The organism is Frankia sp. CcI49, from assembly GCF_001983215.1.
GTDB classification, from domain to species: Bacteria; Actinomycetota; Actinomycetes; order Frankiales; family Frankiaceae; genus Parafrankia; species Parafrankia irregularis.
In genome coordinates, this window is sequence record NZ_MOWP01000006.1 from 502,930 (window position 1) to 518,635 (window position 15,706).

The window sequence follows — 15,706 nt, forward strand, 5'->3', positions numbered from 1 at the left end:
CGCTCACCATTCGATCCCCCGCTGGCCCTTCTGCCCGGCGTCCATCGGATGCTTCACCTTGGTCATCTCGACGACCAGGTCCGCGGCGGCCACCAGCCGCGGGTGCGCGCGGCGGCCGGTGATGACGACGTGCTGGAACCCGGGGCGCGCGGCGAGGGTCGCCACGACGTCCTCGACGTCGACCCAGCCCCACTCGATCACGTAGGTGAACTCGTCGAGCACCAGCAGCCCGTAGGTCTGCGCGGCGAGGTCGGCCTTGATCCGCTCCCAGCCCTCGGCGGCGGCCGCCGCGTGGTCGTCGAGCGGCCCGCGCTGGGTCCACGACCAGCCGGAGCCCATCTTGAACCAGTCGACCGGCGCGCCCTCCCCGGTCTGCTCGTGCACCCGGCCGAGCGCCCGCAGCGCGTTCTCCTCGCCCACCTTCCACCGGGCGCTCTTGACGAACTGGAACACGCCGATCGGCCAGCCCTGGTTCCAGCCGCGCAGCGCCAGCCCGAAGGCGGCCGTCGACTTCCCCTTCATCTCACCCGTGTGGACGATCACCAACGGGCGGTTACGCCGCTGCCGCGTCGTCAGACCGTCGTCGGGGACGCTCGTCACCTGCCCCTGCGGCGCCATCAGGCGACGTCCCTCAGCGCACGGACGGTGGCCGCGAGCCCGGCTCCGACCGCGGCGCTGTCCAGGCCTGGACTGGCCCCGTGGCCTCGTCGCCCGTCGGCTCGCGCGGCCCGGGAGCCGGCTGTGGCCCGGGTTGTGGCCCCCGGCGCCGCCCCGGGAGCGAGGCCCGGTGCGGAGCCGGGGGCAGCCAGCTCGGCGAGGCCGAGCAGCGGGGCGCCCAGCATGCCGGCGAGAGTGCCCGCGAGTCCGAGCCGGACCCGGCCCGTCTCACAGTCGACGACCACCGCCGCGACCCCGCCGCGGGCGAGCAGCTCGGCCGCCGGACCCGGCGCGGGCCCGGCGGTGTGCCGGCCGTCGGTCAGCACGACGAGCAGCGGCCGGCGGCTCGGGTCGCGCAGGCGCTCCCGGGCGAGGGTGCGGTGCGCGAGCAGCAGGCCGTCGGCGAGCGGGGTGCGCCCACCCGCCGGCAGGTCCGCGAGCCGCGCCGCCGCGACGTCGACCGACGATGTGGGCGGCAGCGCCAGCTCGGCGGCCTCGCCCCGGAAGGTGACCAGCCCGATCTTGTCGCGGCGCTGGTAGGCGTCGAGGAGCAGCGAGAGCACCGCCGCCTTCACCGCCCCCATCCGCGCCCGCGCCGCCATCGAACCGGAGGCGTCGACGACGAACAGGACGAGGTTTCCCTCCCGGCCCTCGCGGCGCGCCTGCCTCAGGTCGGCCGCCCGCAGCGCCAGCCCGGGGCCACCCCGCCCCCGGGCCGCCTGATGCGGTGCCGCGGCCAGCATCGTCGCGACGACGTGCAGGTCCCGCGGCCGGCCGGCGGGCACGTCGGCGCCGACGACCGCGCCCGCGCCGGTGACCGCGCGGGACCGCCGGCCGGGGACGCCCCGGCCGACGCCGGGCACCTCGAGCCGCTGGGCACGGAACGTCTCCGCCGGGGCGACCACCCGGGAGGGTGCCGCGCCCCCGCTCGCGCCCGCGGGGGCGGGCGCGGCGGTGGCCGGCGGGGCGTCGTGGGTTGGCCGGTCGGACGCGTCGTCCCCGACCGGTGTGTCGCGATCCGCCGCGCCGGCGGAAGCGCCGCCACCGGGACCGTCCGGCCCGTCCGACCCATCAGACCCGTCCGGCCCGGGGGGCGACTCATCCCGCTCGCCGGGCGGGCCGGGCGGGCCGCCGGCGGCGGCGGCAGAGTCCGGATTCGCGTCATGGGCCGGGTCGTCGGCGCGGTGCTCGCCGCCCGGCTCCTCGGCGGTCTGCTCCCGGGCGGCGTCCAGCGCGGCGTCGAGCTGGCCGGGGTCGAGACCGGGCTCGTCGAACGGGTTGCGGCGGCGGCGGTGCGGCAGCGCGAGCGCCGCCGCGATCCGGACGTCCGCCTCGGTGACCTCGGTGCGTCCCTCCCAGGCCGCGTGCGCCACCGCGGCCCGGGCGGTCACCAGGTCGGCCCGCAGCCCGTCCACCTCGAACGCCGCGCAGACGGCGGCGATCCGGACCAGTTCCCGATCGGGCAGCCGCACGGCGGGCAACGCCGCCCGGGCAGCGGCGATCCGTGCCGACAGCGCCCGCTGTGCCTCGGCGTAGCCGGCCGCGAACGCGTCCGGCGCGGCGTCGAAGGCCAGCCGGCGGCGGACCACCTCCGCCCGCGCCGTAGCCTCCCGTGGGGCCGCGACCTGCACGGTCAGGCCGAACCGGTCGAGCAGCTGCGGTCGCAGCTCGCCCTCCTCCGGGTTCATCGTCCCGACCAGGAGGAACCGGGCCGCGTGCCGGACCGACACCGCGTCCCGCTCGACATGGGCGACACCGAGCGCCGCCGCGTCGAGCAGCAGGTCGACGAGATGGTCGTGCAGCAGGTTGACCTCGTCGACGTAGAGCACGCCGCGGTGCGCGGCGGCGAGCAGCCCCGGCTCGAACGCGACGACACCCGCGGTCAGTGCCCGCCCGAGGTCGAGCGAGCCGACCAGGCGGTCCTCGGTCGCCCCGACGGGAAGCTCACACAGCCGGGTCGGCCGGCGCCGCGCCGGAGGGACCCGCTGCCCCGGGCTCGCGGGGTGCGGGCCGTCGGGGCAGTCCTCGGCCGGGCGGCCCGGATCGCAGGAGAACCGGCAGTCGGCCACCACGTCCACCGGCGGGAGAACCGCGGCGAGCGCACGCACCGCCGTCGACTTGGCCGTGCCCTTCCCCCCGCGGACGAGCACGCCACCCACCTCGGGCGAGACCGCGTTGAGGATCAGCGCGAGGCGCAGATCGTCCATACCGACGATCGCGGTGAAGGGAAAAGGGGGCACGGGCCACCACCTCGCACCGGCAGATATCCACGCCTGCCGCTAGCACGGGCCCAGGAACTGCTGTTCACGGGCGGGCGGCCGAGGTGTTCTGGCTCACCGCGCCAGCTGGTCGCGGCTCACAGTGGCGGGACCGCCCCGGCCTTGGCGCCGCGCGCCGCACCGGAGTTCCCCTCGTTTCGCCTGGCAGGAATCGTGCCATGGGAGGGCGCCCCGCGAACAGTGACTAACAACACCCGCGATCCGGCCGCCGCCATCCAGGTGACGCCCCGGCCCCGGCCCCGGCACAATCACCCCGTGCCAGGCAGCCCCTCATCGCCCGAACCGCCCGCGGCGGAACACGCGACCGCCCGGGCCGGCGCCTTCGGCGTGACCGTCGTCGGAATCGGCGAGGACGGCTGGGACGGCCTCGCCGACGCGGCTCGCGAAGCCCTGGCCGGAGCGGATGTCGTTCTCGGCGGTGCCCGCCAGCTCGCCCTCGTCGCCGGCCGGGTGCGCGCGACCGAGGCCTGGCCCCGCGACCTCGCCGCCGCGGCCGCGGCCCTGCCCGACACCCATGCCGGACGCCGCCTCGTCGTGCTCGCCAGCGGCGACCCGATGCACTACGGCGTCGGCGGCACCCTCACCCGGGCGCTCGGCCCGAGCCGGGTGCGGGTGCTGCCCGCGCCGTCGTCGATCTCCCTGGCCTGCGCCCGGCTCGGTTGGCCGGTCGAGGAGGTCACCGTCGTCAGCACCCTCGGCCGGCCCTACGCCGCGATCGGCCCCGAGCTGCGGGCCGACGCCCGGGTGCTGGTCCTCACCGGCGACGAGGACGGAGCCGACCGGGTGCACCGACTGGTCACCGAACGTAACCTCGCGGCCGAGCTCACCGTGTTGGAACGCCTCGGCGGTCCGCACGAACGCGTCCATGTCCACCAGGCCGGGCCGGCCGCCCTGCCACGGCATGACCGGCTCGCCATCGTCGCGGTCCGCTGCGCGCCCGGCGAGCGTCGGGCCGGCGCCGGCCAGGTGCCGGGCCTGCCCGACGAGACGTTCACCACCGACGGCGTGCTCACCAAGCAGGAGGTGCGGGCGATCACGCTGGCCGCGCTCGCCCCGGCGCCCGGTGAGCTGCTCTGGGACGTCGGCGCCGGCAGCGGCGGCATCACCACCGAATGGCTGCGTGCCGACCGCCGCTGCCGGGTCGTCGCCATCGAGCCGCGGGCGGATCGCGCCGCCCACGTCCGGGCGAACGCCGAACGCCTCGCCGGCGTCGTCGCATCGCCCGCCGGCCCCGCCGGCCCCGCCGCCATGCCCGCCGCGGCCGGGGCCAGGGCCGGAAGCGGGGCCGCAGCCGGACGGCTACGGCTCGTCGAAGGTCGCGCACCGGACGTGCTCGCCGGTCTGCCGACGCCGGACGCCGTGTTCGTCGGCGGCGGCGCGAGCATCCCCGGAGTCATCGACGCCTGCCTGGCGGCGCTGCCGCCGGGCGGGCGCCTCGTCGTCAACGCGGTCACGATCGAGACGGAGGCCGTGCTCGTCGACTGGCATCGGCGGGCCGGCGGCCGGCTGCGCCGGATCGCGATCTCCCACGCCGAGCCGGTCGGCTCGTTCACCGCCTTCCGCTCGGCGCTCCCGGTCACCCAGTGGGTCCACACCGCCCCAACCGATTCCAGGTGATCACTGGCACGCCAGACCCGTCGCGGAACCCCGAGCTTCGGGCTTCCACTGATGCCACTGATCCCCAGCAAGAAGTGAGGATTTCGTTACTGGAACGACCGAAATTCTCACTTCTTGCATATTGCCAGATGGCCCTGCGCCCCATTTGCACCTATTGGCGACGACTACTTCCGCTATTTGGCGGCGACTCGGCAGTATGGCCAGCGGCCAGCTCCCGCAGAGCGGTCAGGATGCCGGCGGCGTCCGGCCAAGTCCGTGGCGCCGGGCCCGCGGCCGCCGGGCGGTCGACCATGACGACCGGCACGCCGACCGTGCGGGCCGCGTCCAGCTTGGCGACGGTCAGCGTGCCGCCGCTGTCCTTCGTGACCAGCACCCGGATGTCGTGCTCGCGCAGCAGTCGGGTCTCTCCTTCGACGGTGTAGGGACCGCGGTCGAGCAGCACGGTGTGCCGCGATGGCAGCGTGTCCGTCGGCGGGTCCACGGCCCTGATCAGATAGTGCCGGTCCGGGTCCGCGGCGAACGGCGCGAGCTCGCGGCGACCGGTGGTGACGAACACGGCGCCGCCCGGCGGGCAGAGCTCCCGGGCCCGGTCGGCGGCCGCCGCCAGGTCGCCGACGCGACGCCAGTCGTCACCGGGCCTGGCCTGCCAGCCGGGCCGTGCCAGCCGGAGCAGCGGCACCGCGGAACCGGCGCCGCCCGCCCACGCGCCGCCTGAATGCGCACCACCTGAATGCGCACCGCTCGAATGCGCACCGCTCGAATGCGTGCTGCCCGCGTGCGTGCCGCCCGCCTCGTCCGATGCGGGCGAGGGGGCCGCGCAGGCGGCGACGGCGTGCGCGGACATCCTCGCCGCGAACGGATGCGTGGCGTCGACGACGACGTCGATCGCCCGGTCCCGCAGGAAAACGCGCAGGCCGCCGACTCCACCGAAGCCGCCGATCACGGTCTCGCCGGCGGGCAGCGCCGGATCGCGCACCCGCCCCGCGAGCGACGAGACGACGTCCATGCCCTGCTCGGCGACGAGCGCGGCGGCGAGGTCACGTGCCTCCCGGGTGCCACCGAGGATCAGGATACGCACGCACGGTCCCGTTCCGCCGAGTACAGGTGGCTGTCACGGAAGCCCGTCGCGGCGAGCGCGTCGCCGACGACGATGACCGCCGCCCGGCCGATCCCGGCGGCGCGCACGGCGGCGGCGATGGTGTCGAGCCGGCCGCGCAGCACGACCTGGTCCGGGCGTGAGGCCCAGGCGACCACCGCTACCGGGGTGGCGGCGCCGTAGACCGGCAGCAGCTCCTCGACGACCGCCTCGATCCGCTGGATGGACAGGTGGATGACCATCGTCGCCCGGGCGGCGCCCAAGGCCGCCAGCGTCTCCGCGGCCGGCATCGCGGAGGCGTTCTCGCTGGTCCGGGTCAGGACGACGCTCTGCRCCACGCCCGGCACGGTCAGCTCTCGGCCCAGCTCCGCTGCCGCCGCCGCGTACGCGGGCACCCCGGGGCACACGTCGTAACGGACGCCCGCCGCCTCCAGCCGGCGCATCTGCTCGGCGACGGCGCTGAACACCGACGGGTCACCGCTGCAGAGCCGGGCGACGTCCTGGCCGGCGGTGTCGGCCTCGACGAGATGACCGACGATCTCGTCGAGGGTCAGTGGAGCGGTGTCGACGATCCGGGCGCCCGGCGGGCAGTGCGCCAGCACGGCCGGGTCGACCAGGCTGCCCGCGTAGAGGCAGACCGGGGAGGCCGCGATCAGGTCCCGGCCGCGCAGGGTGAGCAGGTCCGCGGCACCGGGGCCGGCGCCGATGAAATGAACGGTGATCGCGTCGCTCCCTAGAAAGGCTTGGAGGACCGTGCCACGGCCAGCCGGAAAGTCATCACGGCGTGCTCAGGGACGGGAGAAGTGAAGTCGCGCAACGGTGGTCACCGGAGCCTCCTTCGGGGATTGTGCGTCCCCGCGGACGGATGGGCATCATGACGGCGAAGTATCTGACTCACCCGCGGCGTTTCGCGGGCTCACAGTGGCGCAACCGTGCCGGACTTCCACCGGCTTCCTTACGCCGTCACGAGGCCCCACCGTAGGTCCGTACCGGATCGGGCGTCAACACCCGCTCCGGCGGCCGACGTCTCCCCCGCCCGGGCCGGGCTCAGAAGCTGCCGACGGCCTCCTTCTCGTCGTCGTAGACCTCGAAGATGGTGATCAGCTGGGTGATGTGGAGCAGGTCCTGGAACTTGGGAGGTGGCTTCAGCAGCTTGAGGTGGCCGCCGCGATGCTGCGTGKCCGTGTAGGAGCTGACGAGCTCGCCGATGCCGCTGCTGTCGACGGTGGTGACGCTGGCGCAGTTCAGCAGCAGATTGCGGGTGCCGTTCTCCATCTCCTCACGGACGGCCCAGCGGAGCTGCTCCGCTCCCATCCCTAGGACGATCTTCCCGCCCAGGTCGAGGATGGTGACACCGTTCTGCTCGCGACGGTCGATCTTCATGAGAATCAGGTGCTCCTTCCGGAAGGTGTTTCACCAGGACGGCTGCCGCGGAAAGCGCAGCACCCTGCGCCCCATGCCCACCCCGCCCCAGCGCCCAACCCGGAGAATTCGTCCGGGCACACAGGGCAATAGTCCCCTGAGTCAACCTGACACAAACACAGCCAGTTACCATCCGTAACAGCAACGCTTCGGGTTTGCGGCCTTCACCGACCCACCTTCGCGGCGTGGCCCCCGGAACGAACCGGGGCCGGTCACCCGACCGGAGTTGTCAGCCAGCCGGGTTCGTCGCGGTGACCAGCCAGGTCGCGGCGGGAAAACGGACGGCTCCCCGCACGAGATGCCGACGCAGCTCCGCCCGCACCTCGTCGAGCAGCGCCGACCAGCCCTGCGGGCCCAGGGCCGGCTGCAACTGCTGCCGGGCCGACCGGCCGGTGGAGGTGCTCAGGATGGTCGCCAGCCGTTCCTCGACCCCGTCGGTGCCATCGGCCCCGTAGTCGCATTCGAAGTCGAGCGCGTTGATAACGATGCCGGACCAGCCCGCCGCACCCAGGACGCCCGCCAGCCGGTCCGCGTCGGCCAACGCGGTCGGGCCAGGCTCGCCAGGCGCCGGGTCCGCCGGTGGCGGGACCAGCCGCCCGGCGAGCACGCTGGAGCCGAGCGAGAACATCGGGTTCTCCTCCCGGCCGCGCCAGCAGGCGAAGACCAGCCGGCCATGCGGGGCCACAACCCGGCGGATGTTCGCGAACGCCGCCGTCGGGTCCTCGAAGAACATCACCCCGAAGCGGGAGACGACCAGGTCGAACGGCGGGCCGGGCGCTTCCCCGCCCAGGTCGAGAACCTGCGCGTCCCCCACGACGACGGTGGCCACGGGAACCCTGCGCCGCGCCGCCTCGGCCATGCCCGGCGAGATGTCGACCCCGACCACGCTCGCTCCCGCGCCGGCCCCGGCCGCGAGCAACGTGCCGGAGCCGCAGCCGACGTCCAGCAGCCGCTGCCCGGGCCGGACTGCCGCCGCACGGCTGATCGCCGCGGTCACCGGCGCGAACAGGGCGTCGAAGAGCGCCTCGTTCGCGACCCAGCCGGAGGCGTTGTCGCCCCAGGTCAGCCGCATCTGCTCGTTCAGCACACCCTCGACGGTAGCGTGGGCTGTAGCCAGAGCCCGATCAAGAGAGACAAACGGGGGCGAAGGGTTTCCTGGCGACCCGCAAGAAAGAAGGATTCTGGTCGTCGGAACGACCGAAATCGTTCACTCTTGCGACTCACCAAACCCTCCAACGACCAAAAATCCATCGAACTACCGGGGCAGACGCACCACTAGTTGCTGTAGACCCGCCGGGGCACCAGGAAAACGGCGGTTCTCCGTTGCTCGGCCATCACCTGGTCATACGTGGCCCAGTCGTCGTGCGTGCCGCCCGCGGCGACGAAGACCTCCCGCAGCAGCAACCGGAGCCGCTCGGCGTCGATGTCGGGATGCGGGTCGTCCGGGCCGATGAGCTGCGCCTCGCCCTCGGCGRACACCCATCGCCACCCCGACCTGACCGTGACGGTCAGCGCGGGCCTGGCACGCAGGTTCGCGAGCTTGACCCGGCCGTAGGTGACGAAACCGACGACAGGGGTGGTGCTCAGCGGATGCCGCAGGACGCCGACGTTGACCACGGACGACTGAATGCTCTGGTCGGCCCGCGACGTCGAGACGACCGCCAGCCCATTCTCCTCCCGGCCCAGCGCCGCCAGGTCGTCCATCGTCGCCACAGCCATGCCTCCCCGTCTGTCGGCGCGTCCACTCGCCCGCCCAGCATCGTTTCACGGCTCTGGGCGGCGGACCGACGGCGAGCGCCACGGCCCGCAGCACCTGTACCGGGTCAGGCCGCCCCGCCGGCGCCACCCGGCTCGCCGCGCAGCTGACCGCGGTCACCCGGCGAAGGTCAACAGGGTGGCTGACGGGCGCAGATCACGCAGGCCGGGCAGGGCCGCGATCCTCCGGAGCGTTCGCGACCGCCATGCCCTGCGGCCGGGCGGTGGCTGCAGGTCCTCGGCGGCGGCCACGCCGGGGATCTGCGCGGGCAGGCGAGCGGCCGCGGAGACCGTGAGGCCGAAGGGCATGGGCGGCGCGGTGTAGCGGTCCGACATGCGGTAGCCCTTCATCGTCCGCCTGCTGAACGCGGGGGGTATCGAGTCGAAGAACAGCTGCCCGGCGGGGAACCGTGCAGCACACTCGGTGATCAGGGACATCACCTGGTCTCGTTCCAGGTACATGAACAGGCCCTCGGCGGAGATGAACACCCCGCGTGCCGGATCGGGGACGTCCATCCAGCTGTGGTCCAGCGCCGAGACCGGGATCGCGGTCATGCGTGGCTCCGGCGGCAGCAGGCGCCGGCGCAGGTCGATCACCGGTGGCAGGTCCACGGTCAGCCAGTCGACGCCGGGCCGCCCCAGGCGCCAGTAGGTGGTCTGCAGGCCCTCGCCGAGGGCGACCACAGTCGCCTCGGGGTGCCGGTCCAGGTACGCGCGGATGGCGAGGTCCAGGGCGAGGGCGCGCAGTGGATGGCTCTGGCTGGGCCTGCCGAAGCGTTCGAAGTCGTAGTCGATCCTGCGGTAGAGACGCTCCGCCAGCGGGTCGTCGAACGACGAGCCCGGGTGGATCGACTCCTCGGCCCGGTTGCGCAGCGTCCACAGGCAGGTGGCCGCCACCCCGTCCAGGGCCGTGCCGTCGATCTTCTCTTCTGTCGTCACGGCGGGATCAACGCGTTTCGTGATCAGGCGCCGAAGCATCGGCGGCTCGCGGCGGGCCGGCGAACGAGGCACGGAGGAACTCGAGGATCTCCGCCCGCGCCGCCTCGGCCTGCGGCGCCAGACCCGGGATGCTGAGGAACGCGTGCCCCGCTCCGGCGTACTCGGCCAGCCGTGTCGGCGTCCCGGCCGCCTGCAGCCGTTCGGCGTAGCGGCGGCCGTGGTCGGCCAGCGGGTCGTGGGTCGGCACCACCACGAGCGCCGGGGCCAGCCCGCTCAGACTGTCGGCGTGCAGCGGCGAAAGCTCGCGAGGGTCGGTTCCCGGTGGAACGGCGAGCCGCTGGAACAGCCGCAGCACCGGCACGCCGAGAGTCGGGGTGTCGGCGTGCTCGGCGACCGAGGCGTGGTCGAGCATCGTCCCGGTCACGTCGACAGCGGGGTTGACCAGCACCTGTGCCGTGAGCCGCAGGCCGGACTCGCGGGCGCGGATCGCGGCCAGCGCACTGATCAGCGCGCCGCAGCTCTCGCCGAACACAGCCGTTCGCGCCGGGGCGATGCCCCACGGCCCGGCGTCGCGCACCACCTGCCGGAGCACGTCCCAGCCATCCGCGACGGCCGCCGACAGCGGAGTTCGGTGGTCGAGGAGGCGGTGCTCGACGGAGACCACGACCGCCGGCAGCTGGGCGGCGAGGTGGCTGTTGACCCAGTCGCTCTGCACGGCGGTGCCCACGAACCCACCACCGTGCACGTGGAGCACCAACGGCAGCTCGGCGCCTTCGCCGGAGTCCGCCGCCGGCTGGTGGACGCGGACCGGGAGCCCGCGGCCGGGCAGCGTCACCTCCTGCCAGTCGATCACAGCGCCGGGGTCCGGGTCCCCCGTGACCGGCCGTATCGCGCTGGACGCCCGAAAGCGGTTCTCCGCGTCGCGGTAGGCGACCAGCTCCTCGTCCGTCATCGTCAACCAGTCCGGCTCCGACGGACGCTCCGTAAGCACAACCTCACTCATACCTTCTCCTCGTCAACCGAGTTTCGCGACCCAAGGTATCGAAACCTACGGTAGCGAAAAAGGTATCGTGTGGCCATGGCATCGGCCGGATCCACCAGACCACCCGGCCGCCCGCGCGCCGGCGTCCACGCCACGGTGTTCACCGCCACGCTGAGCACCGTCCACGAGCTCGGCTACGCACGCGCGACCGTGGAGCGCATCGCCGCGGCGGCCGGCATCGCCAAGACGACGATCTATCGGCGCTGGCCGTCCAAGGGTGAGCTGATCGTGGACTGCCTGCTGGACGCGTTCGGCCCGGTGCCGCTGGAGGGGGCCAGCCGAGCCGAGATCATGTCCTCGGCCATCCACTGGATCGCGGCGAAGATCGGCGAGCCCGGGGTGGGCGACGCGTTCGCCGGCGTCTTCAGCGATGCCGTCAGCGACCCGTCTCTGCGCGAGATCCTGTCGACGCGGCTGCAGGACCCGTATCGGCTCGCAATCCAGGCAGCGCTGGACGAACCGGAGAACCGGGTCCTGTTCTTCATCGACGTCGTGGTCGGAACCCTGCTGCACCGGATGGGCATGACCGGCGAGCCGATGGCCGACACCGACGTCGCCGCACTGGTCGACATGGTTCTGCCCGCGATGCGCGGAACCTGACCACACGCCTCCCGTTTGTCATCGCGTCCGCTCGCCCGCCCGGCGTCGTTTCACCGGCCTGAGCGACCGCGCCCACCGTTCGGCGCCCCGGGTTCCGGGTTTCAGAACGCCGGGCCGAGCAGGAAGCCGCCGGTCGCGTCGATGGTCTGCCCGGTGATCCACCGTGATTCCGGCGAGGCGAGGAATGCCACGACATCGGCGATGTCGGCCGGCTGCCCGATCCGGTTGAACGCCGACCACGACGCCGCCAGCTCACTCATCCGGGGATCGGAGAGGAAGAACGCGATGTCGGTCTCGACGATGCCCGGCTCGACGGAGTTGACGGTGATGTCGCGTGGCCCGAGCTCCAGTGCGAGAGTGCGCGTCAGCGCGTTGAGCGCACCCTTGGTCATCGCGTAGGCGACGAGCATCGGTGTCGCCAGCCGGGCGGCTCCCGACGAGATGTTGATGACCCGGCCGCCGTCACGGAGCCGGTCGAGGCCGTGCTGGAGAATGAAGAACGGCGCCTTGGCGTTCACCGCGAAGACCTCGTCGAAGCTGGCGTCCGCGACGTCGCTCATCGAGGCGTACAGCGCGATCCCGGCATTGTTGACGATCACATCCACCTGCGGCGAGTCGGTGAACTCCCGGACGCCCTCGTCGAAGGCCGACCACAGCGCGTGTGCGTCCCCGGCCCGCCCGAGCTCCGTCCGCAGCGTGAACGCCCGGCCGCCGGCCGCGGTGATCGCGGTCAGCGTGGCTCGGGCGGCCGCCTCGTTGCTGCCGTAGTGAACGGCGACGAGGGCGCCCTCGCGCGCCAGCCGCCCGGCGATGCTCCGGCCGATGCCCCGGCTGGCGCCGGTGACCAGCGCCGTCTTGCCGGCCAACGTACCCATGCTCAGCCACCCTTTCCTAGCGACCACTACAGAACCATGCCGGGCCACCGTAGCATGTTCTTTAGCGACCGCTATAGAATCCGGTCGTGACCACATCCCCCCGTGGTGGGCGACCGAGAGAGTTCGACCGGGCCACCGCTCTCGAGCGGGCGCTGGTGCTGTTCTGGGACCGGGGCTACGAGACCACCTCGATCGCCGACCTCACCGCCGCGATGGGCGTCGCCCCGCCGAGCCTCTACGCCGCCTTCGGCAGCAAGCGGGCGCTGTTCGACGAGGTGCTCGACGCGTACTGCGAGCGATACCGGTCCTTCATGGTGCGGGCGCTGCGGGAGGAACCGACCTTCCGGCGCGGGCTGGAACGGCTGCTGCGGGAGGCCGCCGCCGCCTACACCCGCCCGGATCGGCCGCCCGGCTGCCTCGTCGTCAGCACCGCGGTCAACTGCGGCTCGCCCGAGGTCGAGCAGTCGCTGCGGGCACTGCGCAACAGCGGGGTCGAGGCGCTCGAGCACAGAATCGATGCCGCCATCCGCGCGGGTGAGCTACCGGTCGGCGCCGACGCACGGTCACTGGCCGTGTTCACAGGCGTGGTCCTGCAGGGGATGGCCCAACAGGCACGCGACGGTACGACACGCCGAGAGCTGGAGTCCACCGCGCTGATCGCGATCAGCGCGTGGCCGTGGTCGACAGCGGTGCCAGGCCGCACCGGCGACTGAGAGCGCGGCCAGGGGACTTCCGCGGCTACGGCGCCCCGGGCGGGGCTCGGCGCCGAACCCACCCGGATCGGATCCTCGGGCCCAGCACCCAGCCCCAGCACGGCACGGCACGGCACGGCACGGCACGGGCCGCTCGTATCACCGCGCGGGCCGAGGGTGCGGACGCGACCGACGTACGGCTCCGCACCCTCCGCGCCGCCGGGGAGGGACCTGTGCGACGACCCTAGGACGGGCCGAGCGCGCCCTGAAGGTCAGCGCCTCTGCACGCCTCGCCCTCGGCCACCTGGCCCCCGGACCGGATCGCGGTCCCGTTTCCGGGAATCTGGTTGACCGCCCCGGGAACCGGCGCGGACAGATCGTCGCCCAACGTGACGATCCGATTCAGTTCGTCGATGTGAACGACTCGCGGGACATACGTGCCGACCTCGCTTTCATCCATCTGCCGGAACGACATGATGATGATCAGATCGCCAGGGTGGACCAGGCGGGCGGCGGCACCGTTCATGCCGATGATCCCGGAGTCCCGGGGCCCGTCGATCGCATAGGTGACCAGCCGGGCGCCGTTGGTGATATCCACCACCTGAACCTGCTCACCCTCGACGATGTCGGCGGCCTCCATGAGCGTCCGATCAATCGTGATCGATCCGACATAATGCAGATCCGCCTGGGTCACGGTGGCCCGATGAATCTTCCCGCCGAGCAGAGTGCGCTGCATGCGATTTCCTTCAGAATTCGGTCGAGATCACGAGTGGGAGTTCCGGGTCAGCGAACACCCGCAAACATCGCGCCATCCGCGGCCCCGGCGGCACAGGCAGCCGGCACGCCTGCGTCATGCCCTCCCCGCAGGCTGTTCCCGTGCGGGGTCAGCTGCGGTCAGGGCACGTCGGTCGATCTTTCCGCCAGCTGTGACGGGAAGCGTGCCCAGCACCGTCACGGCGCTCGGCACCATGTAATGAGGAAGAAGATCCGCGCACCAGGTGAGCACCTCGTCCGCGAATGCGCCGTCCGCGGCCGGTCCCGAAAGCGCCGCGCCGCCGTCGACCTGATCGGCGCCACGATCGGCATCAGGAACGACGAAGGCGAGCAGCCGGGGCGCCGCGGTGTCCCGGGACACCACGACCGCCGCCCGCCGCACCCGGGGGTGGGTGGACATGGCGGCTTCCACCTCCTCCAGCTCGAGCCGCATTCCCCGGATCTTCACCTGGTTGTCAGCCCGGCCGACGAACTCCAGCCAGCCGGCGCTGTCCCACCGCGCGAGGTCCCCGGTCCGGTACATCCGGGCGCCATCGCCGGAGAACGGGTTGGCGACAAAACGCGACGCGGTCAGCGCCCCGCTGTTCACATAGCCGCGGCCGAGCAGGAACCCGGCGACATACAGCTCGCCGATCGCACCGTCCGGCACCGGCTCCAGCCGGTCGTCAAGGAGGTGAAGCTGGGTATGCGGATTGGGCCGCCCAATGGAGGTGGCGAGACGCTCAGCACTGTCCCGGTAGATCACATGAGAAACGCCGATCGTCGTCTCGGCCGGGCCGTACCCATGGTAGAGATCGGTGTCGACCTGAGCTCGGAAGCGTGCGAAGAGGGCCGGTGTGAGTACCTCGCCTCCGCACCAGACATGCCGCAGGGAGGCCAACGCGGGCGTGCCTTCCGCCGCTTCCAGCACGACGTCCAGCATCGACGACACCAGATAGACGAAAGTGATCCGCTCGGCCTCTATCAGGTCGACCAGATATCCCGGGTCGAGCTCACCGTCCGGCTCCGCCACGACCACCCGGCCCCCGCAGACGAGAGGCAGCAGGATCTCGTTGATCGAGATGTCGAACGACAGCGGCGCCTTGAACAGGGAGGCGTCACCCGCGCCGAAGGTGAACAGGTCCGTCACCTGCCACCGCAGTCGCTCGGCGATCGCCTCATGGCGGATCATCGCCCCTTTCGGGGTGCCGGTCGAGCCGGACGTGAACATCACATAGGCCAGGCCGGCCAAGGGGATCGAAAGATCCAGTGGTTCCGGCGACTCGTGGCCCCAGGCCCACGCGTGCAGATCGACCGGCACGGCTCGCACCCCGTCGACCAGCCCGCCGGGCTCATCAGGCTCCCCCGGCCCCTCGGACGTCTCCGGACCCGTCACGATCAACTGTGCGCCCGCGTCCGTCAGTACCCGCCGACGCCGCTGGTCAGGCCAGGACGGCTCGACCGGGACGAAGGCGCCACCGGCGACCATGGCCGCGAGAACCGCGACGATCATCTCCGCGGATCGCCCCAGCCGGACACCCACGACGCCCTCCGGCTCGAGGCCGTGGCGACGCAGGGCCCGGGCGAGCTGGAACACCCGGTCTCCGAGCTCCCGATAGGTGAACCGCCCTTCCGGCGCCACGACAGCTGGCGCATCCGGCGTTCTCCGCACCTGGGCGACGAAAAGATCGACCACGGTCGTCACGACCGCGGGCGCGCTGGTGTCGTTACAGCATTCGAGAGCGACAGCCCCGTCCGCCGCCGGCGCCGGCGACACGCCACCCCTGAAAAGCGCACTCACAATCATGCCCCATCTGTCGATGGCGAAACGGAACTCATCGCTGCCCGCACCTGGCCGGACCACCGGGACGCCCAGGCGTTACCCCGGAGCCGGACGACACAGCCGACCGGGAAGCGGACAACAGAAACCTTAGCAAGTGGATCTATGCTATTCAAGGACATTCACACCCACACGACTC

The 15,706-nt window shown here is 72.6% G+C and carries 15 protein-coding genes and 2 riboswitches; of the genes, 3 read left to right on the forward strand and 12 right to left on the reverse strand.

Features of this window, described 5'->3' with window-relative positions; all coding sequences use genetic code 11:
• Positions 1-3: 3 nt before the first annotated feature.
• Together cobO and CcI49_RS06250 are read right to left on the reverse strand one after the other, a co-directional pair.
• Positions 4-618, reverse strand: a complete 615-nt coding sequence (gene cobO / locus CcI49_RS06245; protein WP_054567763.1) for a cob(I)yrinic acid a,c-diamide adenosyltransferase — start codon at positions 616-618, stop codon at positions 4-6.
• Positions 618-2,864 (reverse strand): VWA domain-containing protein, encoded by a 2,247-nt coding sequence (locus CcI49_RS06250; protein ID WP_083749336.1) that lies wholly within the window; start codon positions 2,862-2,864, stop codon positions 618-620. Before CcI49_RS06250 ends, cobO begins: the two co-directional genes overlap by 1 nt.
• Positions 2,865-2,978: 114 nt before the next feature.
• Positions 2,979-3,069, reverse strand: a riboswitch (cobalamin riboswitch).
• A gap of 194 nt (positions 3,070-3,263) precedes the next feature.
• Between CcI49_RS06250 and cbiE the strand changes: the two genes are divergently transcribed.
• The gene (gene cbiE / locus CcI49_RS06255; RefSeq protein WP_076825000.1) at positions 3,264-4,553 is read left to right on the forward strand and encodes a precorrin-6y C5,15-methyltransferase (decarboxylating) subunit CbiE; all 1,290 of its coding nucleotides are present in this window, start codon (positions 3,264-3,266) and stop codon (positions 4,551-4,553) included.
• Between the two features lie 151 nt (positions 4,554-4,704).
• Here cbiE and CcI49_RS06260 read toward each other — a convergent pair whose 3' ends face one another.
• The 7 genes from CcI49_RS06260 to CcI49_RS06290 all read right to left on the reverse strand — a co-directional run bounded on the left by CcI49_RS06260 (position 4,705) and on the right by CcI49_RS06290 (position 10,768).
• Positions 4,705-5,631 (reverse strand): precorrin-6A/cobalt-precorrin-6A reductase, encoded by a 927-nt coding sequence (locus tag CcI49_RS06260; RefSeq protein ID WP_054567764.1) that lies wholly within the window; start codon positions 5,629-5,631, stop codon positions 4,705-4,707.
• Entirely contained in the window at positions 5,619-6,371 is a 753-nt protein-coding gene (gene cobM, locus CcI49_RS06265; RefSeq protein ID WP_076824882.1) for a precorrin-4 C(11)-methyltransferase, read from the reverse strand. Before cobM ends, CcI49_RS06260 begins: the two co-directional genes overlap by 13 nt.
• Before the next feature lie 107 nt (positions 6,372-6,478).
• Positions 6,479-6,631: riboswitch (adenosylcobalamin (AdoCbl) riboswitch) on the reverse strand.
• A 65-nt stretch (positions 6,632-6,696) separates the two neighbouring features.
• Positions 6,697-7,032: an STAS domain-containing protein gene (locus CcI49_RS06270; protein WP_076824884.1), complete on the reverse strand. Its 336-nt coding sequence runs from the start codon at positions 7,030-7,032 to the stop codon at positions 6,697-6,699.
• A 268-nt stretch (positions 7,033-7,300) separates the two neighbouring features.
• The gene (locus CcI49_RS06275) at positions 7,301-8,143 is read right to left on the reverse strand and encodes a methyltransferase domain-containing protein (protein WP_076825002.1); all 843 of its coding nucleotides are present in this window, start codon (positions 8,141-8,143) and stop codon (positions 7,301-7,303) included.
• 203 nt (positions 8,144-8,346) lie between these two features.
• Positions 8,347-8,784, reverse strand: a complete 438-nt coding sequence (locus tag CcI49_RS06280) for a TIGR03618 family F420-dependent PPOX class oxidoreductase (RefSeq protein WP_076825003.1) — start codon at positions 8,782-8,784, stop codon at positions 8,347-8,349.
• A gap of 159 nt (positions 8,785-8,943) precedes the next feature.
• On the reverse strand, positions 8,944-9,804 hold the full coding sequence (locus CcI49_RS06285; protein WP_076825004.1) for a class I SAM-dependent methyltransferase: 861 nt from the start codon (positions 9,802-9,804) through the stop codon (positions 8,944-8,946).
• Positions 9,773-10,768 (reverse strand): alpha/beta hydrolase, encoded by a 996-nt coding sequence (locus tag CcI49_RS06290; RefSeq protein WP_076824886.1) that lies wholly within the window; start codon positions 10,766-10,768, stop codon positions 9,773-9,775. Before CcI49_RS06290 ends, CcI49_RS06285 begins: the two co-directional genes overlap by 32 nt.
• A gap of 75 nt (positions 10,769-10,843) precedes the next feature.
• Here CcI49_RS06290 and CcI49_RS06295 point away from each other — a divergent pair, with 75 nt between their 5' ends.
• Positions 10,844-11,407 carry a TetR/AcrR family transcriptional regulator gene (locus tag CcI49_RS06295; RefSeq protein WP_076824888.1) on the forward strand — a complete coding sequence of 188 codons (564 nt, stop codon included), beginning with the start codon at positions 10,844-10,846 and terminating at the stop codon, positions 11,405-11,407.
• A gap of 101 nt (positions 11,408-11,508) precedes the next feature.
• Here CcI49_RS06295 and CcI49_RS06300 read toward each other — a convergent pair whose 3' ends face one another.
• Complete coding sequence (locus CcI49_RS06300) at positions 11,509-12,282, reverse strand: SDR family oxidoreductase (protein WP_076824890.1); 774 nt, start codon at positions 12,280-12,282, stop codon at positions 11,509-11,511.
• Between the two features lie 86 nt (positions 12,283-12,368).
• Here CcI49_RS06300 and CcI49_RS06305 point away from each other — a divergent pair, with 86 nt between their 5' ends.
• Positions 12,369-12,995, forward strand: a complete 627-nt coding sequence (locus tag CcI49_RS06305; protein WP_241839927.1) for a TetR/AcrR family transcriptional regulator — start codon at positions 12,369-12,371, stop codon at positions 12,993-12,995.
• A 223-nt stretch (positions 12,996-13,218) separates the two neighbouring features.
• Here the strand turns inward: CcI49_RS06305 and panD are convergent, their stop codons facing one another.
• Both panD and CcI49_RS06315 read right to left on the reverse strand, forming a co-directional pair.
• A complete protein-coding gene (panD, locus tag CcI49_RS06310; RefSeq protein WP_054567770.1) occupies positions 13,219-13,710 on the reverse strand; it encodes an aspartate 1-decarboxylase in 492 nt (163 codons plus the stop codon).
• A gap of 114 nt (positions 13,711-13,824) precedes the next feature.
• Entirely contained in the window at positions 13,825-15,534 is a 1,710-nt protein-coding gene (locus CcI49_RS06315) for an amino acid adenylation domain-containing protein (RefSeq protein WP_076825006.1), read from the reverse strand.
• Between the last annotated feature and the right edge of the window lie 172 nt (positions 15,535-15,706).